Source organism: Thermus sp. (genome assembly GCF_039793865.1).
Taxonomy (GTDB): Bacteria; Deinococcota; Deinococci; order Deinococcales; family Thermaceae; genus Thermus.
In genome coordinates, this window is record NZ_JBAMMI010000028.1 from 24910 (window position 1) to 49612 (window position 24703).

Sequence of the window (24703 nt, forward strand, 5' to 3'; positions counted from 1 at the left end):
CCACTTTGACAAGGGCTCGCTCCAGCTTGAGCAACTGCTGCGGGTTGTCGGGGAAAAGCTGGTTAAAAATGCGCGTGAACTCATCGATCAAAACCTGGTACTTCGCAGCCAGGGTAGACGGGGCGCACCTGTTCGTACACGGAGGCCAGATCGCTCCACGCGGAACCGACCTGCAGCAACCGAGCCCACTCTTGGACCCGCTCCAGCTGTTCCCCCTCGCTCTGGGCAAAAAGGTTGACCGTTTTCATCACCACCTCCCTAAAAAGCTCCTTGCCATCGCTCTCCCGTAACCAGCTCCAGGATTCGGATGAGGGCCAGGGTGGCGCTGGTGGGACTTGTGGCGTTCAGACCCACCACCTGCTCCTTCGGCAGAGCGAAGTAGTCGGCCACGTCCTCGGGGGTCCACACCCGGGGCAGGTCCTGCCGCGTCACGCCTACCACGAAGGGCACCGGGTGGCGCGAGGTGAGGTACTCCAGGATGTGGCGGGCCCTGGGGTAATCCCTGGGATTGTCTCCGGCCACCAGGAGCACCAAGCCCAGGGCTCCCTCCACCAGGACATCCCACATGAAGTCAAACCGTTCCTGCCCCGGGGTGCCGAAGAGGTAGATGGGCACCCCGTCCAGGTGCAAGAGGCCAAAGTCCAGGGCCACCGTGGTTCGCTCCTTGCCGATGGCCTCGGTGGCCAGCTCGTCGGTCTCCACCACCGGGATCTCGGAGAGGGACTGGATGAAGGTGGTCTTTCCGGCTCCGACCGGACCGGAAACCACCAGCTTCAGGGGGCGTTCCCTCATCGGCCTCCCCCTCTGAGCAAGGCCCCAAGGAGTTTGCGGAAAAGCCCCTGCTTCTCGGTGTCCTGGCGGGTTTTCTGGTAGGCCCTCACCGGGGTCACCTTGCCCGCCAGGCGAAGCTTGTAGAGGTAGTAGCGCACCTCCTTGAGGGGCAGGTGAAGCTTCCCCGCGATCTCCTCCGCGGAGGCGCCCTCTAGAAGCAAGCTCTTGGTCCGATCCCAGAAAGAGAGCAGGGGCTCTTCCAGCGGGATCTCCAGCGAGGCGACCTGGAACCTGGTCTTGGGGTCGGGAAGCACCGAAGCGTAGGTGGCCTCTTCGTCTTCTATGGCGGTCATGGTGAGGAGCAGGCGTTCCAGCGGCCAGCCAAGCGCCTCCCCATCCACGGGGGGTGTGCCGGGGGTGAACTCAAAGGCTCCTTCCCAGCTGTGCAGAAGGTCCTGAAGGACAAGGCGAGCCTCCAAGGAGTCGAGCCGCCTGTGCCCTTCCCGCACCCAGACCACCTTCCCCCCGTCCAGGGCTATGGAGTAACCCTGGCGCTTCCCGGGCAGGGCGAAGACCTCCAGCACCCCGCTGCGGCGCCCGAGCATGGCCAGCAGGTCGGCGAAGGGCATGTCCGCCAGGTTGCCGAAGATCGCCATCAGCCTCGCTCCTTAAGCTTCCCCAGGAAGGACCGAGCTTCCTCTAGGCTCAGCCTGTCCAGGAGGGCAGGCTCCATGCCCACCACGTTATGAAGGGCCAGTTTCTGGAAGAAATCGTAGCCGTAAGCGATAACCGCCCGTACCGAGCCCATAAGCCGGTTGAAGGCCACCGCCAGCTCCACGAGGCCCATAGAAGACGCCCTCGCGCCCACAAAACCGACCGCGAAGTCGGCCATGGCGAGCATCATGGGGTTTTCCACCTTGCGGTAGACGTGTACCAGGCCGACCTTGACCATCCAGGCGAAGTACGTCTCGTCCAGCGGCCCCTCCACCGTGCGGCGCCACCATCCCCTTAGGGTCTCCTCCCGCTCGGGGCGCTCCCCCTCGCGGAAGAGCGCCCGGGTCGGCGGATGGGCGAAGAGGGTGTCGTAGAAGGCCTGGACGAACTCCTCGCTCCAGGAGAGGAGCAGATCCCTGTGGCGCGCGATCACCTGGGCATCCTCAGGGCTAAACCGCGCCTCGGGGGGCATCTGCTCCAACGCCTTTTTCGCGATCTCCTTGAGGTCTACCATGGGTTTCCTCTGCCTATCCCAGGGCTTCGGCGATGCGTTGCGCCATCTGCCGGGCTTCCAGGTGGATGAGGCCCAGGTTGGCCCCCGCGGGAGCGGCCACCGCCAGCACGCCCTTGTCCCCGGCGCTGTAGACGACCAGATAGCCGTCCCCGCCCCGCACCACCACCTCCTCCAGCCCGCCCAGGGCAGTCGTCTGGGCGATGCGCTTCCCCAGCCCCAGGGCCGTGGCCGCCATCGCCGCCACACGCGCCGCCTCTGCCTCGGGGAGATCCGTGGCCAGAGAAAGGCCGTCGCTGGAGGCCACCATGACCCCGGTGATTTCGGGCACCGCTTGCCTGAGTTGCCGAATCGCCTCTTGAAGGACTGTCTGACGGCTCATACTTGCTTCTCCTTACTGGACTTACGCGGTACTGAAGATCCGCGATACCTTCGTATGCTACCCCATAGCTCCAAAGGGATGAAATAGGCCCCCCTCCGCCCTGCGCTTCCTGGGGCTCTATGCGGTATAGCGGTCAAGCCCAGGGAACCCGCCCCCAGGGCCGCGCCCAGCTTGAGCAAAAGCCTCCTGTCCATGTTCGCCTTCCTCCCGAGCTCAGGAAAGAGGATGTAGGGCTCACCCCAACCCTGTCAAGGGTTTAGGCCTGCCGCCTTTGGAGAAGGAAAAACACCCCATACCCCACCGCGGCGATGATGAGAAGGGGAACCGCATACTTGAGCAGGGTGGCGATCAGGCCGGAAAGGGCAAGGAGAACCTTGCCCAAGAAGGTGAAGACCCAGCCCCCCACCCAAAGGAGGAGGAGCACCCCCACCACCACCAAAAGCCCCAACACCACCCACTCCAGGATGTCCCGCAACGTGCGCTCCATGGCTTAAGCATACACTGGAAAGGTGGAGCGCTACCGCCTCGAGGAGGGCATCGTGGTGGGCCGCAAAGCCCTCCCCCAAGGGGACCTCCTCCTCCGCTTCCTCACGCCCCAGGGGAGCCTCGAGGCCGTAGCCCGTAAGGGGCAGAGGCCCACGGGGCGCGCGGGCCGCCTTTCCCTCTTCCACCACGTGCGCTTCCAGCTCTACGCCAAGGGGGAGGGCCTGCCCACCCTGACCCAGGCGGAGCTTTTGGGCCGCCTCCACGGCCTGGAGGAGCCAAGGCGCTTCCTCCTCGCCTCCTTCCTCGCCGAACTGGCCTACCGTCTGGCCTCCCCCGAGGCCGCCCCCCGGATCTACCCGGTCTTCGCCTCCGGCCTCCGGGGCATCGCCAAGCACCAGGACCCTCTTCTCCCCCTGGTCTGGGCGGGCTGGCGGGTGGTGAAGGCGGGAGGGCTGGCCCCTAACCTCCTGGGACCGGGCCTTTTTCTCTCCGAGGGCAGGCTGGGGGAGAGGGGAGCTTACCTGGGGGAAAAGGGGGTGGAAGCCCTGCGGGCCATCCTCCACCTCCCCGGAGGCGAGGCCCTACCCTATCTGGAAGAAGCCCCCCTAGATAGGCTTTTGGAGGCCCTCAAGGCCCACGCGGAGGAGACCCTGGGGCCTTTGCGCTCGGCGGAGGCTATAGGGGCTTGATCTCCAAGATGGTGTAGACCTGGGCCCCCTTCTTGCCCCGGATCTCCACCACGTCCCCCACCTTCTTGCCCAGAAGGGCCTGGCCCAGGGGGGACTCGTCGGAGATCTTGCCGCTGAAAATGTCCGCCTCGTGGCTCCCCACGATGGAGAGGGAAAGCCTCTCCCCGGTCTCGGTCTCCAGCTCCACCTGGCAGCCCAGGGCCACCTGGTCGTAGGAGCCGTTGCCCTCCACCACCACCGCCCGGGAGAGGAGGTCCTCCAGCTGGGCGATGCGGGCCTCGTTCTGCCACATGGCCCGCCGGGCCTCGTCGTAGCCGGCGTTCTCCCGGAGGTCCCCCTCCTCCAGGGCCTGCTCAAAGTCGGCGGAGATCTCCTGCCGCTTGGTGGTCTTGAGGTGGTGAAGCTCCTCCTGAAGCCGCCGATAGCCCTCTTTGGTCAAGTAGACGGGCTTTTTCATGCCTCCTCCTGCGTAAAAGGGGACACCAGCCCAAAGGCCTTGGGCTGGCGGTACCGCTATTCAGTATAGCAGGCGGGGAGGAAGCGCCCTATGAGGGGAAGGAGCGCCTTGGGAGGCCTTCCCACGGGAAGGAGGCCCACCCCGCTTCCCGCGAGGAGGAGGTGGCCCTGGAGCTCCTCGGGCCTCAGGAAGGCCCGCTCCACCCGGAAGCCCAAGGCCCTGGCGGCCTCCGCCACCTTCTCCCGGGTGAGGCCTTCCAACCCTCCTTCCAAAAGGTACAAGGTGACCTTCCGGAAGAGGAGCGGGCTCGTGCGGCTCCCGTCCACCACGTGGCCCGAAGCGTCCAGAAGAAGCCCCTCAAAGGCCCCTTCTCTCCTTGCCTCCCCCAAGGCCAGGCGGTAGGGGAGGTAGTTCCCGGTCTTGTAGCGGGCGAGGTCGGGGTGGACGCGGAAGGAGGTGAGCCTTACCCGCACCCCCTCCCGGTAGAGGGAAGGGGGCAAGGGGGTGTAGGGTCTGGCCTCGGCGAGGCGCACCCCCTCCCCCACGGTGAGGCGGAGGCGGAGACAGAAGGCCTTTGGAAAAGCGCCAAGGAGGGCCTCCACATCCTGGGCGAAGGCCTCGTCCCCCGGGTAGGGAAGCCCCAGCGCCAGGGCGTGGCGGCGAAGGCGGGAAAGATGCGCCTCCAGCCAAAGGGGTTCTCCCCTTTCCACCCGGAGGGTGCCCGCGAAGAGGGCCTCCCCGGTGTGAAAAACGGCGTGCCCCTCCCCGTGAACCGGGTCTTCCCGGTAAAGCTCCGCCCCCAGGGCCACCCCCAGGGCCTGGTGGCCCAGGCAGACCCCAAGGAGAGGAAGCCCGGCCTCCAGGGCCCTTTCCGTCCACTTCCAGCACCCGCCCGGCGGCGAAGGGGTCCTTGGGCCCGGGCCCCACCACCAGGTGGGTGAAGCCGGAAAACCGGGGGACCTCCTCCTGGTCCACCACCTCCACCTCCGCCCCCAGGGCCCTTAGGTAGTCCACCAGGTTGTAGGAAAAAGAGTCCCGGTTCTCCAGGAAGAGGACCCGCGCCCCATAGCTCCGGGGCGGGGGTGGAGGGCTCCAGGAAGCCCGCTTTTTCGGGGGCTCGGGGGACCTTCCCGGCCTTCCCCTCTCCAGGGCCAGGAGGAGGCTTTGGGCCTTGTGGAGGGTCTCCTCGTGCTCCTTCCTGGCCTCCGAGGCGATGACGATGCCCGCCCCCGCGGAGAAGAGGACCTCCTCCCCTACCCTCTGGAAGGAGCGGATCAGGATGTTGAAGTCCGCCCCCCTGCCCGAGACGTATCCCAGGCTTCCCGTGTAGCCCCCCCGGGGAACGGGCTCCAGGGCCCTTATGGCCTCCATCACCATGCCCTTGGGGGCCCCGGTGATGGTTCCCCCGGGGAAGAGGGCGGCGAAGACCCGGCCCAAGGAGGCGTCGGTGCGGGCCTCCACCTCGGAGACCAGGTGCGTCACGTGGGCGTACCGCTCCACGGTGAAAAGCTCCCGCACCCGCACGGTGCCGGGAAGGGCCACCCGGGCGAGGTCGTTGCGCACCAGGTCCACCAGCATGGCGTGTTCGGCCCGCTCCTTGGGGGAGGAAAGGAGCTCCTCCTCCAGGAGGAGGTCCTCCTCCTGGGTTCTCCCCCTTGGCCTGGTGCCGGCGATGGGCCGGGCGAGGAGCCTCCTGCCCACTTTTTTGAAGAGCCTCTCCGGGCTTCCCGAGACCACGGCCCACCCCTCCCCCTCCAGAAGGCCCATGAAGGGTGCACCTCCTCCACGCCTTTAAGGAAGGCCTCCCGGGGGAAGTCGGAGACCAAGGGGTGTGCAGGCATGGGAGGAAGGGGATGGGGCCTGGGCCTCAAGGGCATGGAGGGCCTCTCCACGAGCCTCCCCGAGAGGAGGGTGAAGCCCTCGGGGTAGTAGTGGAAGGCCGCCTCGGGGAGACCGGGGAGGGGCTTGTGGGTGGGAAGGCCCAGGTGCCGGGCGAACTCGTAGGCGAAAAACCCGATCCAAGCAGGGAAAAACCCCCGGCCTAGCCCCTTTTCCAGGTAGGAGAAGACCTCCAGCGCCTCCCCCACCCGCCGCCCGTCCAGGTAAAGCCGCCCCTCGAGGACCTCGAGGCGGTGCCTGGGCCTGAGGCCAAGAAGGGAGAGGCGGGAAAAGGGCGTCCTCGGCCCCAGAGACTCCAGGAGGGCGGGTTTTAGCCCAAGAACCCGGGCCGCGTGGTAAAGGGCAAGCACGCTAGCAGTATAGGGGCCTTGACCCAAAGGGGCACTTCCCCTTAGGCTAAGGGCCAATGCGGCGGAGCGCCCTACTACGCCTAAGCCGGGCAGGCCCGGTTTAGGGAAAGGCTTTGCCGCCTACCCCCGGGCCCTAAACCCCGGGGGTTTTCCATAAGGGAGGGAGAGCATGGGAAAAACGCTCTACGAGAAGGTCTGGGAAGCCCATGAGGTGAGGAAGCTCCGAAACGGCCAGAGCCAGCTCTTCATAGACCTCCACCTCCTCCACGAGGTCACGAGCCCCCAGGCCTTCGGGATGCTCAGAGACCTCGGGCTTCGGGTGCGCTTTCCCCACCGCACCTTCGCCACCGTGGACCACATCGTCCCCACCCACGACCGCACCGAGCCCTTCCAGGACCCCCTGGCCCAGAGCATGCTGGAGGCCCTAAGGCAAAACACCCGGGAGCACGGCATCACCTTCTTTGACCTGGGAAGCGGGGACCAGGGCATCGTCCACGTGATCGGGCCCCAGCTCGGCCTCACCCAGCCCGGCATGACCATCGCCTGCGGGGACTCCCACACCTCCACTCACGGGGCCTTCGGGGCCGTGGCCTTCGGCATCGGCACGAGCCAGGTGCGAGACGTCCTCGCCACCCAGACCCTCGCCGCCCAGAAGCTCAAGGTGCGGCGGATCAACGTGGAGGGGAAGCTCGCCCCAGGGGTCTACGCCAAGGACGTGATCCTTCACGTCATCCGCCACCTGGGGGTGAAGGGGGGCCTGGGCTACGCCTATGAATATGGGGGAAGCGCCGTGGAGGCCATGGACATGGAAAGCCGCATGACGCTTTGCAACATGTCCATTGAGGGCGGGGCCCGGGTGGGCTACGTGAACCCCGACGAGACCACCTTCCGCTACCTCGAGGGCCGCCCCTATAGCCCCAAGGGGCCCGAGTGGGAGGAGGCGAAGAAAAGGTGGCTCGCCTTCCGCTCCGACCCCGACGCCCCCTACGACGACGTGGTCACCTTCCGGGCCGAGGAGATCGCCCCCACCGTCACCTGGGGCATCACCCCGGGGCAGGCCATCCCCATTGACGGCAGGATCCCCCTCCTGGAGGAACTTCCCGAGGAGGAGCGCCCCGTGGCCGAGGAGGCCCTGGCCTACATGGGCTTTAGGCCGGGCCAGCCCATCAAGGGGGTGCCCGTCCAGGTGGCCTTCATCGGAAGCTGCACCAACGCGAGGCTTTCGGACCTACGGGAGGTGGCCCGCCACCTCAAGGGGCACAAGGTGAAGAAGGGGGTGCGGGCCCTGGTGGTGCCGGGCTCGGAGTGGGTGGCGAAAAAGGCCGAGGAGGAGGGGATCGCCGAGGTCTTCCGCGAGGCGGGGTTTGAGTGGCGGATGCCGGGCTGCTCCATGTGCCTCGCCATGAACCCGGACCGGCTGGAAGGGGACGAGCTCGCCGCCTCAAGCTCCAACCGGAACTACAAGGGGCGCATGGGAAGCCCCCGGGGCCGCACCGTGCTCATGAGCCCCCTCATGGTGGCGGCGGCGGCGGTGGCCGGGGAGATCGCCGACGCCCGGGAGGTCTTCGGGATCGGGAGGTAAGCCATGTTGGAGAAGTTCACCGTGATCCGGGGAAGGGCCGTGCCCCTGAGGGGTGAGGACATTGACACCGACCGCATCATCCCGGCCCGCTTCATGAAGGCCCTCACCTTCGAGGGGCTGGGCCAGTACCTCTTCTACGACGAGCGCTTTGACGAGAAGGGAAACCCCAAGCCCCACCCCCTAAACGACCCCCGCTACCGGGGGGCCACGATCCTCCTCGTGGAGTCGGGCTTCGGCTCGGGCAGTAGCCGCGAGCACGCCCCCCAGGCCATCAAGCGGGCGGGTTTTAAGGCCATCATCGGGGAAAGCTTCGCCGAGATCTTCTTCGGGAACGCCACCGCCATCGGCCTCCCCTGCGTGAGCCTGGCCCCCGAGGACCTGGGGGTCCTCTTCCGGATGGTGGAGGAAAACCCCGCGCTGGAGGTGGAGATTGACCTGGTGAACAAAGAGGTGCGCTTCGGGGACCGGGTAGCCCCCCTTTCCATCCGGGAGGAGGCCCGGGAGGCCCTGGTGGAGGGGCTTTGGGACCCCATCGGGGAGCTTCTGGAGGCCGGAGAGCTTTTGGACCAGTTTGACCGGAAGCTCCCCTACCCCAGGAGGGCGGAATGAGGGTGGCGGTGCTTCCCGGGGACGGGATCGGCCCCGAGGTCACGGAGGCGGCCCTCAAAGTGCTCAAGGCCCTGGACGAGGCCGAGGGCCTGGGCCTCGCCTACGAGGTCTTCCCCTTCGGGGGGGAGGCCATTGACCGCTTCGGGGAGCCCTTCCCCGAGGCCGCGAGGAAGGGCGTGGAAAGCGCGGAGGCGGTGCTTTTGGGAAGCGTGGGCGGGCCCAAGTGGGACGGGCTTCCCCGCAAGATCCGCCCCGAAACCGGGCTTTTGGCCCTGAGGAAGAGCCAGGACCTCTTCGCCAACCTCCGCCCCGCCAAGGTCTTCCCCGGCCTGGAGAGGCTTTCTCCCCTGAAGGAGGAGATCGCCCGGGGGGTGGACGTCCTCATCGTCCGGGAGCTCACCGGGGGGATCTACTTCGGCGAGCCCCGGGGGATGTCGGAGGCCGAGGCCTGGAACACGGAGCGCTACAGCAAGCCCGAGGTGGAGCGGGTGGCCAAGGTGGCCTTTGAGGCGGCGAGGAAGCGGAGAAAGCGCGTGACGAGCGTGGACAAGGCGAACGTGCTGGAGGTGGGGGAGTTCTGGCGCAAGACCCTCGAGGAGGTGGGGCGGGGCTACCCCGAGGTGGCCCTGGAGCACCAGTACGTGGACGCCATGGCCATGCACCTGGTGAAAAACCCCGCCCGGTTTGACGTGGTGGTCACGGGGAACCTCTTCGGGGACATCCTCTCGGACCTCTTGAGCGTCCTCCCCGGCTCCCTGGGCCTCCTCCCCTCGGCCTCCTTGGGCCGGGGCACCCCGGTCTTTGAGCCCGTGCACGGCTCCGCCCCCGACATTGCCGGCAAGGGCCTCGCCAACCCCACGGCGGCCATCCTCTCCGCGGCCATGATGCTGGAACACGCCTTCGGCCTGGTGGAGCTCGCCCGCAAGGTGGAAGAGGCCGTGGCCAAGGCCCTCCTGGAGGCCCCGCCCCCCGACCTCGGGGGGAGCGCGGGCACGGAGGCCTTCACGGCCACGGTCCTCCGCCACCTCGCCTAAGATGGGGACATGATCCGGCACCGCTTCAGCGCCGAGGACTTCCACCGCATGGCCGAGGCGGGGATCCTGGGGGAGGACGACCGGGTGGAGCTCATCCGGGGGGAGGTGGTGGAGCTGAGCCCCATTGGAAAGCGCCATGCGTACGTCCTGAACGCCCTCGTGGACCTCTTGAGCCCCTTGAGGGATAGAGCCGTGCTCTCGGTGCAGAACCCCCTGGTGCTTTTCCCGGACACCGAGGTCTATCCCGACCTCGCCCTCCTTAAGCCCCCGAGGACCCGGTACCGCGATCGCCTGCCCGAGGCCAAGGACGCCCTCTTGGTGGTGGAGGCGGCCGAGACCAGCCTGGACCACGACCTCGAGGTGAAGCTCCCCCTCTACGCCCAAGCCGGGATACCGGAGGTCTTTGTGGTGGACCTGGTGCGGGATGGGGTGCACGTCTTCCGCCACCCCGAGGGGGCGGGGTACCGGGAGGCGGAGGCCCTCGAGGACGGGGAGCTTTCGGTCCTCAGGCTGAAGGTGCCGGTGAAGGAGGTCCTGCCGTGACCCGCCACAAGATCTCCCTGGAGAAGTTCCACCGCATGGTGGAGGCCGGGGTCTTCCCGGAGGACTCGAGGCTGGAGCTCGTGGAAGGAGACCTGGTAGAGATGAGCCCCATAGGCCCCAAACACGCCGCCATCGTGCGGCGGCTCACCGCCCGGTTCGCCCCCCTGGCCGCCCGCGGCGAGGTCCTGCTTTCCGTGCAAAACCCCCTGGTGGTCGGTTCGTCCGAGCTCTACCCCGATTTGGCCCTCCTCAGGCCAGAGCCCGAGGGCTACGCCTCCCGGCATCCCGAGGCCAAGGACGCCCTCCTGGTGGTGGAGGTGGCCGAGAGTTCCCTCCGCTACGACCTCCAGGTGAAGCTCCCCCTTTACGCCAAGGCGGGGGTGCCCGAGGTCTGGCTGGTGGACCTACTGGGGAGGAGGGTTCTCCTCCACCGGAGGCCCGAGGGGGAGGGCTACCGCGAGGAGGAAGCCCTTGGCCCCGGGCTCAGGCTCGCCTTCTTGGGGGTGGAGATCCCCACGGAGGCGCTCCTATGAGAAAGACCCTGATCCTCACCGGGGCGAGCCGGGGCATCGGGAAGGCCTTGGCCCTGGCGCTCGCCAGGGAAGGCTTTGACCTGGTGCTGAACGCCCGAAAGGAGGCCCCCTTGCGGGCGGTGGCCGAGGAGGTCCAGGCCCTGGGGGCGAGGGTGGCCTACGTGGCGGGAAGCGCGGGGAAAGGGGAGGTGGCCCAGGCCCTGGTGGAAAGGGCCGAGGCCCTGGGGAACTTCCAGGGCTTCATCCACAACGCCGGGGTCCTCCACCCGGGGCCCCTCCTCTTTGAGCTGGCGGAGGAGCTTTTCCTGGAGGTCCTCGAGGCCAACCTCCTCGCCGGCTACCAGCTCGCCCGCTTCGCCTACCCCGTCCTCCGGCGCAAAGGGGAGGGCCTCGCCGTCTTTTTGGGCTCGGGGGCGGCGGAGAGCAACCTGCCGGGCATCGGGGCCTACGCCGTGGCCAAGGCGGCGGAGGAGCACCTGGCCCGGCAGCTCGCCGCCGAGGCCCCGGAGGTCGCCTGCTTCGTCTACCGCCCCGGGGTGGTGGAGACGGAGATGCAGCGCCAGGCCCGGGAGGCCCAGGGAAGCGCCTCGGCCGTGCTCCACCGGGTCTTCAGGGGCTACAAGGAGGAAGGGCTCCTCCTCACGCCGGAGGAGGCCGCCAAGGCCCTGGTGCGGCTTCTCCCCAAGGCCAGGGCCTTCCACGGGAAGATCGCCACCTGGAGGGACGCATGAGGTCAGACCGCATCAAGAAGGGACTGCAACAGGCCCCCGCCCGCGCCATGCTCCGGGCGGTGGGCGTGGGGGACGAGGACTTCGCAAGGCCCTTCGTGGGGGTGGTGAACACCTTCACCGACGGCATGCCCTGCAACTTCCACCTGCGAAGCCTCGCCCTCCACCTCAAGGCCGGGCTCAAGGAGGCGGGGCTTTTCCCCTTTGAGTTCGGAGCCCCCGCCATCTCCGACGGGATCAGCATGGGCACCCTCGGCATGCGGGCAAGCCTCGTAAGCCGCGAGGTCATCGCCGACAGCGTGGAGCTCGTCGCCCAGGGCTACCTCTACGACGGCATGGCGGTCCTCTCCGCCTGCGACAAGACCATCCCCGGGGGGGCCATGGGGGTCATAAGGAGCGGCGTCCCCGGCATGGTCCTCTACGGGGGGACCATCGCCCCCGGGGAGTGGCGGGGCCGGAAGCTCACCATCGTGGAGGTCTTTGAGGCGGTGGGGCAAAGGGCCGCCGGGAAGATCGGCGAGGAAGAACTTTTGGAGATAGAGCGCCGGGCCATCCCCGGCCCCGGGGCCTGCGGCGGGCAATACACCGCCAACACCATGGCCATGGCCCTCGAGGTCCTGGGCCTCTCCCCCATGGGCTACAACGCCATCCCCGCCGTCCACCCCGAAAAGGAACGGGCCACCAAGGAGGCGGGGCGGATCCTCGCCTGGGCCATAGAGCAGGACTGGAAGCCCAGGGACTTCCTCACCCGGAGGAGCTTCCTCAACGCCATCGCCGCCGTGGCCGCCACGGGGGGAAGCACCAACGCCGTCCTCCACCTCCTCGCCCTGGCCAAGGAGGCGGGGGTGGAGCTTTCCCTCGAGGACTTTGACCGGGTATCCCGCAAGACCCCGGTGATCGCCGACCTCAGGCCCTGGGGCACCTACACCGCCTGGGAGCTCTATGAGGCCGGGGGGACGGCCCTGGTCTTCAAGCGCCTCCTGGAGGCGGGCCTCCTCTTTGGGGAGGAGAAGACCCTCACGGGCCGCACCCTGGCGGAGGAGGTGGAAAGGGCCTACCGGGAAAAGGAGGGGCAGCAGGTGGTCTTCCCCGTGGAAAGGGCCCTCAAGCCCCACGGGGGGCTCGTGGTGCTCAAAGGGAACCTCGCCCCCAGGGGGGCCGTTCTCAAGCTCGCGGGGACGGAGCACACCCACTTTGAAGGCCCAGCCCGGGTCTTTGACTCGGAGGAGGCGGCCATGGAGAAGGTCCTGAAGGGGGAGATCCGGCCCGGGGACGTGGTGGTCATCCGCTACGTGGGGCCGAAGGGCGCCCCCGGCATGCCCGAGATGCTCTCGGTTACCAGCGCCCTCGTGGGGGAGGGCCTGGGGCCGGAGGTGGCCCTCCTCACCGACGGCCGCTTCTCCGGGGGCACCCGCGGCCTCATGATCGGCCACATCGCCCCCGAGGCCTTCGTGGGCGGGCCCATCGCCCTCCTGCAGGAGGGCGACCGCGTCCGGATTGACGTAGAAGGGCGCCGCCTCGAGGTCCTCCTCCCCGAGGAGGAGCTGGAGCGCCGGCGGGCGGCCTGGAGGCCCCGCCCCCCCGCCTTCGCCCACGGCGTCTTCGCCCGCTACGCCGCCCTGGTGCGCCAGGCGGACGAGGGGGCGGTGTTGGAAGACCCCCTTTAGGGCCTTTGGATCCGGTCCGGGGCCAGGTTCTGGCCCCGCTCCTTCCTTACGTCCTCGGGCTTGAAGGGCTCCCCTTTGGCCTTGAGGAGGGCCATGAGGTGGTTGAGGAGGGCGGCCACCTCCTCGTCCTTGAGCTGGGCGAAGCCCGGCATGAGCCCCGCCTCCCCCTTCTTCCCGTAGAGGACCACGAGGACCAGGTAGCGCCTCCCCTCCGGGGTGGCGAAGAGGGGGAGGGCCCCCTGGAGGCCGGGGTAGGGTTTCACCCCTTGGGCCCTCTCCCCGTGGCACTGGGCGCAGGTCCTGGCCCAAAGGGCCTCCACCCCCTGGGCCGAGGCGGAAAACCCGAGGAGCAGGAAGAGGACGAGGAGGGCCCGCTTCATGCCCCCAGTATAGGGCCTGGGGGGCCGGGGCGCCTTTAGCGGGCCTTCACCTCGGTCCAGACCCGGTCGTAGAGGGCGATGGCCGGGCCCAGGTCCTTGAGGTACTCAAGCCTCGCCCGGACCTCCTCCGGGGGGAAAACGGTGGGGTCCTTGCGCATCTCCTCGGGAAGGAGGGGAATGGCCTTGGCCACGGGAGTGGCGTAGCGGGTGTACTCCGCCAAAAGGGCGGCGTTTTCCGGCTCCAGGAGGAAGTCCACGAAGCGGTAGGCCAGCTCCTGGGCCGGGCCCCGCTTGGGCACCACCATGGCGTCCGTCCAGAGCGTCCCCCCCTCCTTGGCCAGGGCGTAGCGCAGGCGCTTGTCCTCCTTCCTGGCCTGGAGCACGTCCCCCGAGTAGGCGAGGCTTAGGGCGGCGTCCCCCGCCAGGACGCGGTTTAAGGCCTCCACCCCTCCGGCAAAGCCCACCGAGCGCCCCTTGGCGGCGAGGAGGAGCTCCTTGGCCTTCTCCAGGGCCTGGGGGTCCGTGGTGTTCACCGAGTAGCCCAGGTACCGGAGGGCCGCCCCGATGGTCTCCCGCATCTCGTCCAGGAGGAGGAAGGGCCCCACCTGGGCCTTGGGGTCAAAGAAGACGGCGTAGGAGTCCACCGGCCCCTTTACCAGGTCCTCCCGGTAGGCGATCCCCGTGGTGCCCCAAAGGTAGGGGACGGAGTGCCGCAGGCCGGGGTCGTAGGGGGGGTCTAGGAAGAAGGGGTCCAGGTTGCCGAGGTTCTTCAGCCTCCCCCTGTCCAGGGGGGCGACGAGCCCCTCCCGGGCCATCTGGAGCACGTAGTAGTCGGGGGCCACCACCAGGGAGAACTCCCGGTCCGCCCCCGCCTTGAGCTTGGCCAGCATGGCCTCGGGGGACTCAAAGGTGTCCAGGACCACCTTGGCCCCCGTCTCCCGCTCAAACTTCCGCAGGAGCTCCTCGGGGATGTAGTCGGCCCAGTTGAGGAAGTAAAGGGTGCCCGCGCCCGAAGGCGCCTTGGGCCGAAAGAAGAGCCATCCCAGAAGCGCGAGCGCCGCCGCCAGGAGCAAAACTCCAACCCGCCTCATACCCTCCTCCGGCTGAGAGCATACCCCAAGGCCAAGAAGAAGGCGCTAAGGCCCACGATGAGGGTGGAGAGGGCGTGGACCTTGGGGCTCACCCCGAGCTTCACGCTGGAGTAGATGTAGAGGGGCAGGGTGGTGGCCCCGGGGCCGGCGGTGAAGAAGGTGACCACGAAGTCGTCCAGGGAGAGGGTGAGGGCGAGGAGGGCCCCCGCCGCCACCCCCGGCCAGGCCAGGGGGAGGGTCACGTGGAGGAAGGTCTGGAAGCCCCTCGCCCCCAGGTCCCGGGCGGCCTCCTCGAGGCCCGGGTCCAAGAGAAGAAGCCTGGAGCGCACCACCAGGGTCACGAAGGCCACCTGGAAGGTGATGTGCCCGAGGATCACCGTGAGGAGGGAAAGCCGGGGGAAGCCCCAAAGCTCCCGGGAGAAGGCGAAGAGGAGGAGGAGGGAAACCCCCATGACCACGTCCGGCACCACCACGGGCACGTAGAGGAGGTAGCGGAGGAAGCCCTTTCCGGGAAAGCGGTAGCGCACCAGGCCCAGGGCAAGAAGGGTCCCGAGGACCGTGGAGACCAGGGTGGAGACCAGGGCCACCAGGAGGGTGTTCAGGAAGTACTCCAAGACCCTCGGGTCCTGGAAAAGCGCCCGGTACCAGTCCAGGGTGAATCCGGTGAAGCGCACTCCCCGGCGGCTCTCGTTGAAGGAGAGGGCCACGATGACCAAAATGGGCAGGTAGAGGAAGAGGTAGACCAAAAGGGCGTGGAGGGAGAGAAGCCGCCTCATACCAGCTCGTCAAGCCCCCTTTCCCCCTGGATCCGGGCGTAAAGGTAGAGGGCGAGGAGCACGAAGGCCATGAGGAAGACGCTCAAGGCGGCCCCGAAGGCCCAGTCCCGGGTGACGCCGAACTGCTGCTGGATGAGGTTGCCGATGAGGACCACCCGGCCCGCCCCCAGGAGGTCCGCCACCACGAAGGTCCCCATGGCGGGGATGAAGACGAGGGCGCTTCCCGCGAAAAGCCCGGGGTAGGTCTGGGGAAGCACGGCGTGGAGGAAGGCCCTAACGGGCCTCGCCCCGAGGTCGTAGGCCGCCTCCAAAAGCTGCCAGTCTATGCGCTCCACGCTGGCGTAGACCGGGAGCACGAAAAAGGGCAGGAAGGTGTAGACCGTGGCCAGGAGCACCGCCAAGAAGGAGGGGTAAAGGACCAGGGGACCAAGCCCCAAGGCCTGGAGGAGGGCGTTCACCAGCCCCTCCCTCTGGAGGAGGACCAGCCAGGCGTAGACCCGGATGAGGAAGTTGGTGAAGAAGGGGAGGAGGAGGAGAAGGAGGAGGAGGTCCCGCCTGGGGTGGCGGGCGAGGTAAAAGGCCAGGGGGTAGCCCAGAAGGGCGGAAAAGAGGGTGGCCAGGATCCCCACGAGAAGGCTCTCCGCGAAGGCCTCGAGGTAGGCGGGTTCCAGAAGCCTCAGGTAGTTCCTAAGGGTGAGGGGTCCCTGGAGCTCCCCGTAGGGCCCCCGGCTCAGGAAGGAGGCGAGGAGGACCAGAAGGGTGGGCAGGAGGACGAAGAGGAGAAGCCAAAGCCCCCCAGGGCCCACGGTGACCAGGACCCGGAAAAGCCGCTGTAGGGGCGTCGCCGCCTCATTCATGGAGCACCACCAGGTTTTCCGGGGGAAGGTAGCAGAGGACCTCCTCGCCGTAGGCGAACTCCTCGGCCCCCGCCTCCTGGAGGTCCTGGTTCAGGGTGTAGGCGAGAAGCCTCACCTCCCCAGCCCTCAGGTAGTACTGGTTCTCCGCCCCCGTGTAGACGATCTCCTCCACTACCGCCCGCACCAGGTTCTCCCGGGCAAGAAGGCCGTTCCCCGCGGGGTAGAGGCGGATCTTCTCCGGGCGGATCCCCAGAAGGGCCTCTCCCCTCAAGGGGCTTTTAAGGCGCAAGGGCCCCAAAGGGGTCTCCGCCCCCAAGGGGTGGGGCCTAGCGGGAAGGAAGTTGGAGCGGCCCAGAAACTCGGCCACGAAGCGGTTTTGGGGGCGCTCATACACCTCGTCGGGAAGGCCCACCTGCACGATGCGCCCCGAGCGCATCACCGCGATGCGGTCCGACATGACCAAGGCCTCCTCCTGGTCGTGGGTGACGAAGATGAAGGTGGTGCCGAGCCTCCTCTGGAGCTGCATGAGCTCTACCCGAAGCTCCTGGCGGAGCCTGGCGTCCAGGGCGGAGAGGGGCTCGTCCAGGAGGAGGACCTGGGGCTCCAAAACCAGGGCCCGGGCCAGGGCCACCCGCTGCTTCTGCCCCCCGGAAAGCTCCCTGGGGTAGCGCTTCTCCAGCCCCAGGAGGTCCACGAGCTCCAGGGCCCAGGCCACCTTCTTCCGGATGGCCTCCGGGGGAAGGCCCTTCATCCTGAGCCCGAAGGCCACGTTGGCCTCCACGGTCATGTGGGGGAAGAGGGCGTAGTTTTGGAAGACCGTGTTCACCGGGCGCTCGTAGGGGGGAACCCGGGCCATGTCCTTGCCGCCGATCTCTATCCGGCCCGCGTCCGGGGTCTCAAACCCGGCGAGGAGCCTAAGGAGGGTGGTCTTGCCGCACCCCGAGGGCCCGAGAAGGCTGAAGAACTCGCCCCTATGGACCTCGAGGTCCACCCCGTCCAAGGCCGCCACCCCCCCGTAGGCCTTCCGCACCCCCTGAAGGCGCACCAAGACGTCCCTGGCCACGGGGCCCAGTTTAGCAACCCTCCGAGCCCACGCAAGACCCTAGCGCCCGCGCCTTGGTCTCGCAACACGGGGCAGGGGCTCCCGCTCTGGCGAAAGCCGGGGCAGGGCATTTAGGGCTCCGCCCGGTCCCGGTGGACGAGGAGCACCAGGCCCAGGGAGAAGAGGGTGGCCACCAGGCTAGACCCCCCGTAGGAAAAGAGGGGCAGGGTAAGCCCGGTCACGGGCATCACCCCCAGGGCCACCCCCAGGTTCACCACCACCTGGAAGCCCAGCATCCCCCCCACCCCGGCGAGGAAGAGCCGGTCGGCCAGGCGGGGACACTCTAGCGCCAGGGCGAAGAGGCGCAGGAGGAGGAGGGCGTAAAGGCCGAGGAGGGCCACCACCCCCACGAAACCCCACTCCTCCGCCCAGACGGCGAAGACGAAGTCCGTGTGGCGGAAGGGCACGAAGCCCAACTGAGTCTGGGTGCCCTGGCCGTACCCTTTGCCCAAGAGCCCTCCCGAGCCGATGGCGATGGTGGACTGGATGACCTGGAAGCCCTGGCCCAGGGGGTCCCGGTAAGGGTCCAAGACGATGAGCACCCGCTCCCGCTGGTAGGGCTTGAGGCTCGGCCAGACCACGGTGGGCAGGAGGAAGGCCAGGGCCAAGGCGCCCACCAAGAGGTGCCGAAGGGGAAGGCCCCGCACCCAGAGGACGGCCAAGGCCCCGAAGAGCACCACCAGGGTCCCTCCCAGGTCGGGCTGGAGCAGGAGCAGGGCCACCACGGGCAAGGCGAGTAGACCGGGGAGGAGGTAGTCCCAGACCCGAAGGACAGGGCGGTCCTCCAAAAGGCGGGCCAGGACCAGCACGAGGCCCAGCTTGGCCACCTCCAGGGGCTGGAACTGCAAAGGCCCCAAGACGAACCAGGCCTTAGCCCCGTTGACCTCCCGCCCCACCACGAGGACCAGAAAGAGGAGGACCAGGGAGAGGGCGTAGAGGGGGTAGGCCAGGGCGAAGACCGTGCGGCGGGAGAGGAACTGCACCGCCACGGCAAGCCCGAGGCCGAGGAGGAAGGCGAAAAGCTGACGGAGCACAAGGGCGGGGTCGGGGGCGGCGCTACGGAGGTTGAAAAGCCCCAGGACCGAAAGGGTCAGGGCCAGGAGGACCAGGCCCCAGTCGTAGGCGAAGAGGTTAGGTCGCCGCAGGGTCACCGTTCCTCACTTGAGGGGGATGTCGGCCATCAAGACCATCTTCTCCCCCCGCTCTTCCAAGGCCACGGAAAGCCCTTCCTCCTGGGCGGGGAAGTAGCGGCGCAAGACCTCCAGGAGGTCCTTCTTGAGGTTTTCCACCAGGCCCGGGGAGAGCCTGGCCCGGTCGTAGGCCAAAACGAGTTTCAAGCGCTCCTTGGCCTTTTCCTTGCTCTTCTCGCGCCCCCACATCAGTGGCCTCCGAAGAGCCTCTTCAACACCCCCAGGAAGCCCTGGGCATCTTCCAGGTTCCGGAAGGGCACCTCCTCCCCGCGGAGGCGCCGGGCGGTGTCCATGAAGGCCTGGGCGGCAGGGCCACCCCCCTTGAGCACCAAGAGCTCCCCCTGGTTGGTGGAGATGAGGACCTGCTCGTCCTCGGGGATGACGCCGATGGGCTTGAGGCCCAGGATCTCCACCACGTCCTCCACCGAGAGCATGTCCCCCCGGGCCACCATCCTGGGCCGCAGGCGGTTGATGACGAGGAGGTTCTCCCGGATCTCCCGGGCCTCCAAAAGGCCGATGATGCGGTCGGCGTCCCTTACGCTGGAGACCTCCGGGTTCACCACCACCAAGGCCCCTTCCGCCGGGGTGGCCGCCGTCTGGAAGCCCTTCTCAATCCCTGCCGGGGAGTCTATGAGCACCCGGTCAAACCCCTCCTCCGCGAGAAGGTGTTGGACGAGCTTTCGGAAACGCTCCGGGTCCAGGGCCTCCTTATCCTTGGTCTGGGAGGCGGGAAGGAGGTAGAGATTTTCCACCCGCTTGTCCCGGATGAGGGCCTGGCGGGGCTTGGCCTTCCCCTCCAGGACGTCAATAAGGTCAAAGACCACCCGGCCCTCGAGACCCATGACCACGTCCAGGTTGCGGAGGCCCACGTCCACGTCTATCACCGCCACCTTCTCCCCAAGCTTGGCCAGGGCCGCCCCCAGGTTGGCGGTGGTGGTGGTCTTGCCCACCCCCCCTTTGCCCGAGGTCACCACGATGGCGCGCGCTTTCACCGCTTTACCTCCTGTGCGTCCAATATCGCCTCCAAATCCCGAAAAAACTCCAAGACCCGCTTCCCCTTAGCCGTCAAGGTGTATTCTACCCGAGGCGGCACCTCCGGGAAGGCCCGCCGCTCCACGAAGCCCAAGGCGTGAAACTCCCTAAGCCTCTCCGCCAGGGTGCGGGGGGAGAGGAGCAGAACGGCCTGGAGGTCGGAAAAGCGGGAGGGCCCCCGGCCCAGGGCGAAGAGGACCTCCGGGGCCCCCCGGCGAGCCATGACCTTGAGCACCTTCCGGGCGTTTTTGGAGAGGGCCATGGGCCAATGCTATCAAAAGGGCTAGAAAGAGGGGAAGCGGGAAGCATTGCCCTGGGAAGGAAGATGGCCTATCCTGGGGAGCGTGAAGGAGGAGCCCAAGCCTGACTGGAAGGACTTCCTGGCCCTGGTCCTGGCCGCCTACAGCCTCCTCCTCCCTCCCCTTTTTCTCCTCCTGGGGACCCTCTTCGCCTTTCTCTTGCTCCTCCGGCTTTTCCTGTAAAACTAAGGCATGGAAGGCCTCTTTGAGTCCCTCCCCGAGGGGTACCGGGAGAAGCTCGGCCGGCCCGGGGAGTACCCCTTCACCCGCGGCATCTACCCGAGGATGTACCTGGAAAGGCCCTGGACCATGCGCCAGTACGCGGGCTTCTCCACCGCCGAGGAGTCCAACGCCCGCTACCGCTACCTCCTCTCCCAGGGCCAGACCGGCTTAAGCGTGGCCTTTGACCTCCCCACCCAACTCGGCCTGGACCCCGACCACCCCATGAGCGTGGGGGAGGTGGGGCGGGTGGGGGTGTCCATCGCCACCCTGGAGGACATGCGGAGGCTCTTTGAGGGTATCCCCCTGGACCGGGTCTCCACCAGCATGACCATCAACGCCCCGGCCATGATGCTCCTCGCCCTCTACCTCCTGGTGGCCGAAGAACAGGGGGTCCCCTGGGACAAAGTCTCGGGCACGGTGCAAAACGACATCCTCAAGGAGTACTTCGCCCGCGGCACCTACATCTACCCCCCCGGGCCCTCCATGCGCCTCGTGACCGACATCTTCGCCTTCTGCGCCGAGCGCGTCCCCAGGTGGAACACCATCAGCATCTCCGGCTACCACATCCGGGAGGCCGGGTCCACCGCCGCCCAGGAGATCGCCTTCACCCTGGCGGACGCCAAGGCCTACGTGCGGGCGGCTTTGGAGCGGGGCCTGGACGTGGACCGCTTCGCCCCGAGGCTTTCCTTCTTCTTCGCCGCCCACGGGGACATCTTTGAGGAGGCCGCCAAGTTCCGGGCGGCAAGGCGTCTTTGGGCCCGGATCATGCGGGAGGAGTTCGGGGCCAAGGACCCGAAAAGCTGGATGCTCCGCTTCCACACCCAGACCGGGGGCTCCACCCTCACGGCCCAGGAGCCCCTGAACAACGTGGTGCGCACCGCCTACCAGGCCCTGGCGGCGGTCCTCGGGGGGACGCAGAGCCTCCACACCAACGCCTACGATGAGGCCCTGGGCCTGCCCACGGAAAAGAGCGCCCTCCTCGCCCTAAGGACCCAGCAGATCCTGGCCTACGAGAGCGGGGTCACCCGGGCCATAGACCCCTTGGGGGGAAGCTTCTACGTGGAGCACCTCACGGACAAGCTGGAACAGGAGGCGGAAAGAATCCTCCGGGAGATTGACGCCCTGGGGGGCGCGGTGGCCGCCGTGGAGGCGGGCTACTTCCAGAGGGCCCTCGAGGAGTCCGCCTGGCAGTTCCAGAAGGAGGTGGAGGAGGGCAAGAGGGTCATCGTGGGGGTGAACCGCTTCTTTGACCCCAATAGCCCCCTGAACGAGCCCGTCCCCGTGCAGCGGATTGACCCCGAGCTCCACGAAAGGCGCAAGCGGGAGCTCGCCGAGTTCAAGGCGAGGCGGGACGGGGAAAGCGTAAGGGTCGGGTTGGAAAAGCTGAGGGAAGCGGCGAGGGGCCAGGAGAACCTCTTCCCCTACGTGCTGGAGGCCTTCCGCCGCCGGGCCACCCTGGGGGAGGTCTGCGGGGTCTTGCGGGAGGAGTGGGGGGAGTACCAGCCCGGGAGGTAGCATGGAGGGCGAAGCCGAGCTCTGGGGCTTTTTGGAGGGCTGGAAGGTGGTGCACGCGCACAAAAGCCCGGCGGGGTGAGGCCACCCCGCCGCGGCGCGGGTAGGGTTTAGGAACCTTGCTTCAGCCGCTCCACCACGGAGCGGTCCTCGAGGGTGGAGGTGTCCCCCTTGATCTCCTGCTCCCCGGCGGCGATCTGCCGGAGGAGGCGGCGCATGATCTTGCCCGAGCGGGTCTTGGGCAGGGCGTCGGTGAAGCGGATCTCGTCGGGGCGGGCGATGGGGCCAATGACCTTGGCCACGTGGGCCCTGAGCTCCTCCCGGAGGGTTTCCGAGGGGGCGTGCCCCTCCTTCAGGGTCACGAAGGCCACGATGGCCTCTCCCTTCAGAGGATCGGGCCTGCCCACCACCGCCGCCTCGGCCACCGCGGGGTGGGCCACCAGGGCCGACTCAATCTCCATGGTGCCCAGGCGGTGCCCGGCCACGTTCAGCACGTCGTCCACCCGGCCCAGGATGAGGTAGTAACCGTCCTTGTCCCGGCGCGCCCCGTCCCCGGTGAAGTAAACGCCGGGGTGCTGGCTGAAGTACTGCTGCAGGAAGCGCTCGGGGTCGCCCCAAACGGTGCGGAGCATGCTGGGCCAGGGGCGGGTGATGCAGAGGTGGCCGCCCTCTTCGGGGTTCTCCACGGGGCGGTGCTCGCTGTCCAAAATCTCGGGCACCACGCCGAAGAAGGGCTTCCCGGCGTGCCCCGGCTTCATGGCGTGGGCCCCGGGCAGGGTGGTGATCATGATGCCCCCCGTCTCCGTCTGCCACCAGGTGTCCACGATGGGGCAGCGGCCCTTGCCGATGACGTTGTAGTACCAGAGCCAGGCCTCGGGGTTGATGGGCTCGCCCACGGTGCCGAGGAGCCTCAAGGTGTCCAGGCGGTGCTTGAGGGGCCACCCTTCCCCCCACTTCATGAAGCTCCGGATGGCGGTGGGAGCGGTGTAGAGGATGGTGACCCCGTACTTGTCCACGATCCGCCAGAAGCGGTCGGGCTCGGGCCAGTTGGGGGCCCCCTCGTACATCACCGTGGTGGCCCCGTTCAGAAGAGGCCCGTAGACCACGTAGGAGTGCCCGGTGATCCAACCCACGTCGGCGGTGGACCAGTAGACGTCCTCGTCCTTGAGGTCAAAGACCAGCTTGGTGGTGTAGTAGACGTAGGTCATGTACCCGCCCGTGGTGTGCAGGACCCCCTTGGGCTTCCCCGTGGAGCCCGAGGTATAGAGGATGAAGAGGGGGTCCTCCGCCTCCATGGGCTCGGCCTCGCACCGGTCGGGGGCGGCCTCCATGAGCTCGTGCCACCAGTGGTCCCGGCCCGGGGTCCAGGGGACCTCCTCCCCGGTGCGGCGCACCACCACCACGTGCTCCACGCTGGGGGTCTCCTTGAGGGCCTCGTCGGCGTTCCGCTTGAGGGGAACGATCCCGCCCCGGCGGTAGCCCCCGTCGGCGGTGATGAGGACCTTGGCCTCGGCGTCCTTGATCCGGTCCGCCAGCGCCCCGGCGGAGAAGCCGCCGAAGACCACGGAGTGGACGGCCCCGATCCGGGCGCAGGCCAGCATGGCGATGGCCGCCTCGGGGACCATGGGGAGGTAGATGGTGACCCTGTCGCCCTTCTTCACCCCCAGGCGCTTTAGGACGTTGGCGAACTTCTGCACCTCGCGCCAGAGGTCATGGTAGGTAAGGACCCTTTCTTCCCCCGGCTCCCCCTCCCAGATGAGGGCCGCCTTGTTGCGCCGCCAGGTCTTCACGTGGCGGTCCAGGGCGTTAAAGGCCAGGTTGGTCTTCCCCCCCACGAACCACTTGGGGTGGGGGAGGCCCCCCTCCAGGACCTTCTGCCAGGGTTCAAACCAGTGGAGCTCCGAGGCCACCCGTCCCCAGAAGCCCTCGAGGTCCTGAAGGCTTTCCCGGTAAAGCCGCTCGTACTCCTCCTCGCTCCCGATGTGGGCCTGCTTGCGGAAGGCCTCGCTGGGGTAGAAGACCCGCTCCTCCTTGAGCACCCCTTCAATCCGGTCCACGGTCACCTCCTTTGCTTCAGAGGTTAGCCCCCGGGCCGGGGAAGGGTCAAGAAACCCCCGCTTTTTCGCCCAGGCGGAAAGGGAGGGCGTTTCTTGACCCCGGAGGGAGGGCCTGGGATGATGGGAAAGGATGGCCCAAAGGCGAAGCCGCGCCGCCGTCCAGACCGCCCTCGAGGCCCTGGCCTACCTGGCGGCCCACCCGGAGGGGGTTGGGGCCAAGGAGCTCGCCCGGCACCTGGGCCGGAGCCTCTCCGCCGCCTACGCCCTCCTCAACAGCCTGGTGGAGGCGGGCTTCGCCGTGAAGGGGGAGCGGGGATACCGGCCCACCCCGGGCTTTCCCTTCCAAGCCCCTGCCCCCGCCTATCCCCTGGAGGAGGCCTTGGAGGAGGTCTACCTGCGCACGGGGGAGCGCTCCTACCTCCTCCTCCTGGGCCCGGAGGGGCCGAGGCTTAGGACCCGGGGGCGGCAGGGCCAGCCCCACCCCCTGGGGGAGAGCTTCCCCCCCGAGTGGCACGCCCTGGCCCTGGGCAAGGTCCTCCTGGCCTTCGGGCCCTTTCCCCTGCCCCCCCTCACCCCCAAGACCCCCTTCACCCTCACCGATCCCGAGGCCCTGGAGGCGGAGCTCAGGCGGGTGCGGGAGAGCGGGCTCGCGGTGGAGATGGAGGAGTACGCCCTGGGGGTTTCGGGGATCGCCGCCCCCCTCTTTGACCCCGAGGGCCGGCTTTTGGGGGCCATCGGGGTTAAGGTGCCCGCCCGCCGCTTCCCCTTCGCCTTCCCCCGGCTGGCCCAAGCCCTCCTGGAGGTGGCTCGGGTCACCCCCCACCTGCGCCCGGAGGCCCCCGCGGTGCGCCTTTCCGAGGCCACAAGGCCCCTGGAGCCCCCGGCCCCCCTCGAGGCCCCAGAGGCCCTCCGCCAGCGGGCGAACCTCCAGGACTACGCCCGGGCCTACCGGGAAAGCCTGCGGGACCCCGAGGGCTTCTTTGGAGGCTTCGCCCGGGAGTTCCACTGGTTCCGTCCCTGGGAGCGGGCCTTTGACCCGGAAACCCGGCTCTGGTTCCGAGGGGGGCTCACCAGCGCCGCCCTCAACGCCCTGGACCGCCACCTGCCGGAACGGGCCAGGCAGGTGGCCCTGGTGGTCCTGGACGGGGAGGGCGGGCTCTCCAAGTGGACCTACCCCGACATTCCGCACCCCTCTTCCTTGGCCTTAGGATTTTGGGATGGAAACCACAC

At 68.0% G+C, this 24703-nt stretch carries 27 protein-coding genes and 2 pseudogenes; 11 read left to right on the forward strand and 18 right to left on the reverse strand.

The features are described from left to right. Positions 1-258: 258 nt before the first annotated feature. The 5 genes from ABJK26_RS02740 to ABJK26_RS02760 form a co-directional block, all read right to left on the reverse strand. Entirely contained in the window at positions 259-792 is a 534-nt protein-coding gene (locus ABJK26_RS02740) for an ATP/GTP-binding protein (protein WP_347240695.1), read from the reverse strand. Next, positions 789-1427 (reverse strand): DUF4388 domain-containing protein, encoded by a 639-nt coding sequence (locus ABJK26_RS02745; protein WP_347240696.1) that lies wholly within the window; start codon positions 1425-1427, stop codon positions 789-791. The genes ABJK26_RS02740 and ABJK26_RS02745 overlap by 4 nt, the downstream gene beginning before the upstream one ends. Beyond that, entirely contained in the window at positions 1427-1999 is a 573-nt protein-coding gene (locus ABJK26_RS02750) for a protoglobin domain-containing protein (RefSeq protein WP_347240697.1), read from the reverse strand. The genes ABJK26_RS02745 and ABJK26_RS02750 overlap by 1 nt, the downstream gene beginning before the upstream one ends. 13 nt (positions 2000-2012) lie before the next feature. Then, complete coding sequence (locus tag ABJK26_RS02755; RefSeq protein ID WP_347240698.1) at positions 2013-2378, reverse strand: roadblock/LC7 domain-containing protein; 366 nt, start codon at positions 2376-2378, stop codon at positions 2013-2015. A gap of 256 nt (positions 2379-2634) precedes the next feature. Then, the gene (locus tag ABJK26_RS02760; RefSeq protein ID WP_347240699.1) at positions 2635-2865 is read right to left on the reverse strand and encodes a hypothetical protein; all 231 of its coding nucleotides are present in this window, start codon (positions 2863-2865) and stop codon (positions 2635-2637) included. Positions 2866-2887: 22 nt separating this feature from the next. On the opposite strand from ABJK26_RS02760, the gene ABJK26_RS02765 reads away from it, so the two are divergent. Continuing rightward, entirely contained in the window at positions 2888-3553 is a 666-nt protein-coding gene (locus ABJK26_RS02765; protein WP_347240700.1) for a recombination protein O N-terminal domain-containing protein, read from the forward strand. Here the strand turns inward: ABJK26_RS02765 and greA are convergent. The 3 genes and pseudogenes from greA to ABJK26_RS02780 form a co-directional block, all read right to left on the reverse strand. After that, the gene (gene greA / locus ABJK26_RS02770) at positions 3540-4010 is read right to left on the reverse strand and encodes a transcription elongation factor GreA (RefSeq protein WP_347240701.1); all 471 of its coding nucleotides are present in this window, start codon (positions 4008-4010) and stop codon (positions 3540-3542) included. The genes ABJK26_RS02765 and greA overlap by 14 nt on opposite strands. A 56-nt stretch (positions 4011-4066) precedes the next feature. Continuing rightward, a pseudogene (locus ABJK26_RS02775) lies at positions 4067-4918 on the reverse strand (aminotransferase class IV); the annotation flags it as partial. Positions 4919-4952: 34 nt separating this feature from the next. Then, positions 4953-5777, reverse strand: a pseudogene (locus tag ABJK26_RS02780) (chorismate-binding protein); the annotation flags it as partial. Between the two features lie 651 nt (positions 5778-6428). Between ABJK26_RS02780 and leuC the strand changes: the two are divergent. The 7 genes from leuC to ilvD are packed head-to-tail and all read left to right on the forward strand — an operon-like array spanning position 6429 to position 12955. After that, a complete protein-coding gene (gene leuC, locus ABJK26_RS02785) occupies positions 6429-7841 on the forward strand; it encodes a 3-isopropylmalate dehydratase large subunit (RefSeq protein ID WP_347240702.1) in 1413 nt (470 codons plus the stop codon). Between the two features lie 3 nt (positions 7842-7844). Continuing rightward, positions 7845-8450 (forward strand): 3-isopropylmalate dehydratase small subunit, encoded by a 606-nt coding sequence (gene leuD, locus ABJK26_RS02790; protein ID WP_347240703.1) that lies wholly within the window; start codon positions 7845-7847, stop codon positions 8448-8450. Further along, the gene (gene leuB / locus ABJK26_RS02795) at positions 8447-9484 is read left to right on the forward strand and encodes a 3-isopropylmalate dehydrogenase (protein ID WP_347240704.1); all 1038 of its coding nucleotides are present in this window, start codon (positions 8447-8449) and stop codon (positions 9482-9484) included. The genes leuD and leuB overlap by 4 nt, the downstream gene beginning before the upstream one ends. Positions 9485-9493: 9 nt before the next feature. Next, positions 9494-10027 (forward strand): Uma2 family endonuclease, encoded by a 534-nt coding sequence (locus ABJK26_RS02800; RefSeq protein ID WP_347240705.1) that lies wholly within the window; start codon positions 9494-9496, stop codon positions 10025-10027. Further along, on the forward strand, positions 10024-10560 hold the full coding sequence (locus ABJK26_RS02805; protein WP_347240706.1) for a Uma2 family endonuclease: 537 nt from the start codon (positions 10024-10026) through the stop codon (positions 10558-10560). Before ABJK26_RS02800 ends, ABJK26_RS02805 begins: the two co-directional genes overlap by 4 nt. Beyond that, a complete protein-coding gene (locus tag ABJK26_RS02810; protein ID WP_347240707.1) occupies positions 10557-11291 on the forward strand; it encodes an SDR family NAD(P)-dependent oxidoreductase in 735 nt (244 codons plus the stop codon). Before ABJK26_RS02805 ends, ABJK26_RS02810 begins: the two co-directional genes overlap by 4 nt. Further along, positions 11288-12955, forward strand: coding sequence for a dihydroxy-acid dehydratase (ilvD, locus tag ABJK26_RS02815; RefSeq protein ID WP_347240708.1), 1668 nt, complete (start codon positions 11288-11290; stop codon positions 12953-12955). Before ABJK26_RS02810 ends, ilvD begins: the two co-directional genes overlap by 4 nt. Here the strand turns inward: ilvD and ABJK26_RS02820 are convergent. The 9 genes from ABJK26_RS02820 to ABJK26_RS02860 form a co-directional block, all read right to left on the reverse strand. Then, on the reverse strand, positions 12952-13335 hold the full coding sequence (locus tag ABJK26_RS02820) for a cytochrome c (RefSeq protein ID WP_347240709.1): 384 nt from the start codon (positions 13333-13335) through the stop codon (positions 12952-12954). The genes ilvD and ABJK26_RS02820 overlap by 4 nt on opposite strands. Positions 13336-13370: 35 nt before the next feature. Then, on the reverse strand, positions 13371-14426 hold the full coding sequence (locus ABJK26_RS02825; protein WP_347240710.1) for a spermidine/putrescine ABC transporter substrate-binding protein: 1056 nt from the start codon (positions 14424-14426) through the stop codon (positions 13371-13373). Next, positions 14423-15202, reverse strand: coding sequence for an ABC transporter permease (locus tag ABJK26_RS02830; protein WP_347240712.1), 780 nt, complete (start codon positions 15200-15202; stop codon positions 14423-14425). Before ABJK26_RS02830 ends, ABJK26_RS02825 begins: the two co-directional genes overlap by 4 nt. Next, positions 15199-16059, reverse strand: a complete 861-nt coding sequence (locus tag ABJK26_RS02835) for an ABC transporter permease (protein WP_347240713.1) — start codon at positions 16057-16059, stop codon at positions 15199-15201. Before ABJK26_RS02835 ends, ABJK26_RS02830 begins: the two co-directional genes overlap by 4 nt. Then, positions 16052-17122: an ABC transporter ATP-binding protein gene (locus ABJK26_RS02840; protein ID WP_347240714.1), complete on the reverse strand. Its 1071-nt coding sequence runs from the start codon at positions 17120-17122 to the stop codon at positions 16052-16054. Before ABJK26_RS02840 ends, ABJK26_RS02835 begins: the two co-directional genes overlap by 8 nt. Before the next feature lie 110 nt (positions 17123-17232). After that, the gene (rodA, locus tag ABJK26_RS02845) at positions 17233-18312 is read right to left on the reverse strand and encodes a rod shape-determining protein RodA (protein ID WP_347240715.1); all 1080 of its coding nucleotides are present in this window, start codon (positions 18310-18312) and stop codon (positions 17233-17235) included. Positions 18313-18318: 6 nt separating this feature from the next. Further along, positions 18319-18540 carry a cell division topological specificity factor MinE gene (minE, locus tag ABJK26_RS02850; RefSeq protein WP_347240716.1) on the reverse strand — a complete coding sequence of 74 codons (222 nt, stop codon included), beginning with the start codon at positions 18538-18540 and terminating at the stop codon, positions 18319-18321. After that, positions 18540-19343 (reverse strand): septum site-determining protein MinD, encoded by an 804-nt coding sequence (gene minD / locus ABJK26_RS02855; protein WP_347240717.1) that lies wholly within the window; start codon positions 19341-19343, stop codon positions 18540-18542. Before minD ends, minE begins: the two co-directional genes overlap by 1 nt. Then, positions 19340-19645, reverse strand: coding sequence for a helix-turn-helix domain-containing protein (locus ABJK26_RS02860; protein ID WP_347240718.1), 306 nt, complete (start codon positions 19643-19645; stop codon positions 19340-19342). The genes minD and ABJK26_RS02860 overlap by 4 nt, the downstream gene beginning before the upstream one ends. An 82-nt stretch (positions 19646-19727) precedes the next feature. Here ABJK26_RS02860 and ABJK26_RS02865 point away from each other — a divergent pair, with 82 nt between their 5' ends. Together ABJK26_RS02865 and ABJK26_RS02870 are read left to right on the forward strand one after the other, a co-directional pair. Next, positions 19728-19865: a hypothetical protein gene (locus ABJK26_RS02865; protein ID WP_347240719.1), complete on the forward strand. Its 138-nt coding sequence runs from the start codon at positions 19728-19730 to the stop codon at positions 19863-19865. A 9-nt stretch (positions 19866-19874) separates the two neighbouring features. Then, positions 19875-21419, forward strand: a complete 1545-nt coding sequence (locus tag ABJK26_RS02870; protein WP_347240721.1) for a methylmalonyl-CoA mutase family protein — start codon at positions 19875-19877, stop codon at positions 21417-21419. Positions 21420-21526: 107 nt separating this feature from the next. Here ABJK26_RS02870 and acs read toward each other — a convergent pair whose 3' ends face one another. After that, positions 21527-23473, reverse strand: a complete 1947-nt coding sequence (acs, locus tag ABJK26_RS02875; RefSeq protein ID WP_347240722.1) for an acetate--CoA ligase — start codon at positions 23471-23473, stop codon at positions 21527-21529. A gap of 130 nt (positions 23474-23603) precedes the next feature. Here acs and ABJK26_RS02880 point away from each other — a divergent pair. Beyond that, a partial coding sequence (locus ABJK26_RS02880; RefSeq protein ID WP_347240723.1) for an IclR family transcriptional regulator C-terminal domain-containing protein occupies positions 23604-24703 on the forward strand: 1100 nt, incomplete at its 3' end.

Coding starts and splice junctions, on each gene's coding strand:
- ABJK26_RS02740 (WP_347240695.1), bottom strand. CDS start 792: ATGAGGGAACGCCCCCTGAAGCTGGTGGTTTCCGGTCCGGTCGGAGCC.
- ABJK26_RS02745 (WP_347240696.1), bottom strand. CDS start 1,427: ATGGCGATCTTCGGCAACCTGGCGGACATGCCCTTCGCCGACCTGCTG.
- ABJK26_RS02750 (WP_347240697.1), bottom strand. CDS start 1,999: ATGGTAGACCTCAAGGAGATCGCGAAAAAGGCGTTGGAGCAGATGCCC.
- ABJK26_RS02755 (WP_347240698.1), bottom strand. CDS start 2,378: ATGAGCCGTCAGACAGTCCTTCAAGAGGCGATTCGGCAACTCAGGCAA.
- ABJK26_RS02760 (WP_347240699.1), bottom strand. CDS start 2,865: ATGGAGCGCACGTTGCGGGACATCCTGGAGTGGGTGGTGTTGGGGCTT.
- greA (WP_347240701.1), bottom strand. CDS start 4,010: ATGAAAAAGCCCGTCTACTTGACCAAAGAGGGCTATCGGCGGCTTCAG.
- leuC (WP_347240702.1), top strand. CDS start 6,429: ATGGGAAAAACGCTCTACGAGAAGGTCTGGGAAGCCCATGAGGTGAGG.
- leuD (WP_347240703.1), top strand. CDS start 7,845: ATGTTGGAGAAGTTCACCGTGATCCGGGGAAGGGCCGTGCCCCTGAGG.
- leuB (WP_347240704.1), top strand. CDS start 8,447: ATGAGGGTGGCGGTGCTTCCCGGGGACGGGATCGGCCCCGAGGTCACG.
- ABJK26_RS02800 (WP_347240705.1), top strand. CDS start 9,494: ATGATCCGGCACCGCTTCAGCGCCGAGGACTTCCACCGCATGGCCGAG.
- ABJK26_RS02810 (WP_347240707.1), top strand. CDS start 10,557: ATGAGAAAGACCCTGATCCTCACCGGGGCGAGCCGGGGCATCGGGAAG.
- ilvD (WP_347240708.1), top strand. CDS start 11,288: ATGAGGTCAGACCGCATCAAGAAGGGACTGCAACAGGCCCCCGCCCGC.
- ABJK26_RS02820 (WP_347240709.1), bottom strand. CDS start 13,335: ATGAAGCGGGCCCTCCTCGTCCTCTTCCTGCTCCTCGGGTTTTCCGCC.
- ABJK26_RS02825 (WP_347240710.1), bottom strand. CDS start 14,426: ATGAGGCGGGTTGGAGTTTTGCTCCTGGCGGCGGCGCTCGCGCTTCTG.
- ABJK26_RS02830 (WP_347240712.1), bottom strand. CDS start 15,202: ATGAGGCGGCTTCTCTCCCTCCACGCCCTTTTGGTCTACCTCTTCCTC.
- ABJK26_RS02835 (WP_347240713.1), bottom strand. CDS start 16,059: ATGAATGAGGCGGCGACGCCCCTACAGCGGCTTTTCCGGGTCCTGGTC.
- minE (WP_347240716.1), bottom strand. CDS start 18,540: ATGTGGGGGCGCGAGAAGAGCAAGGAAAAGGCCAAGGAGCGCTTGAAA.
- ABJK26_RS02860 (WP_347240718.1), bottom strand. CDS start 19,645: ATGGCCCTCTCCAAAAACGCCCGGAAGGTGCTCAAGGTCATGGCTCGC.
- ABJK26_RS02870 (WP_347240721.1), top strand. CDS start 19,875: ATGGAAGGCCTCTTTGAGTCCCTCCCCGAGGGGTACCGGGAGAAGCTC.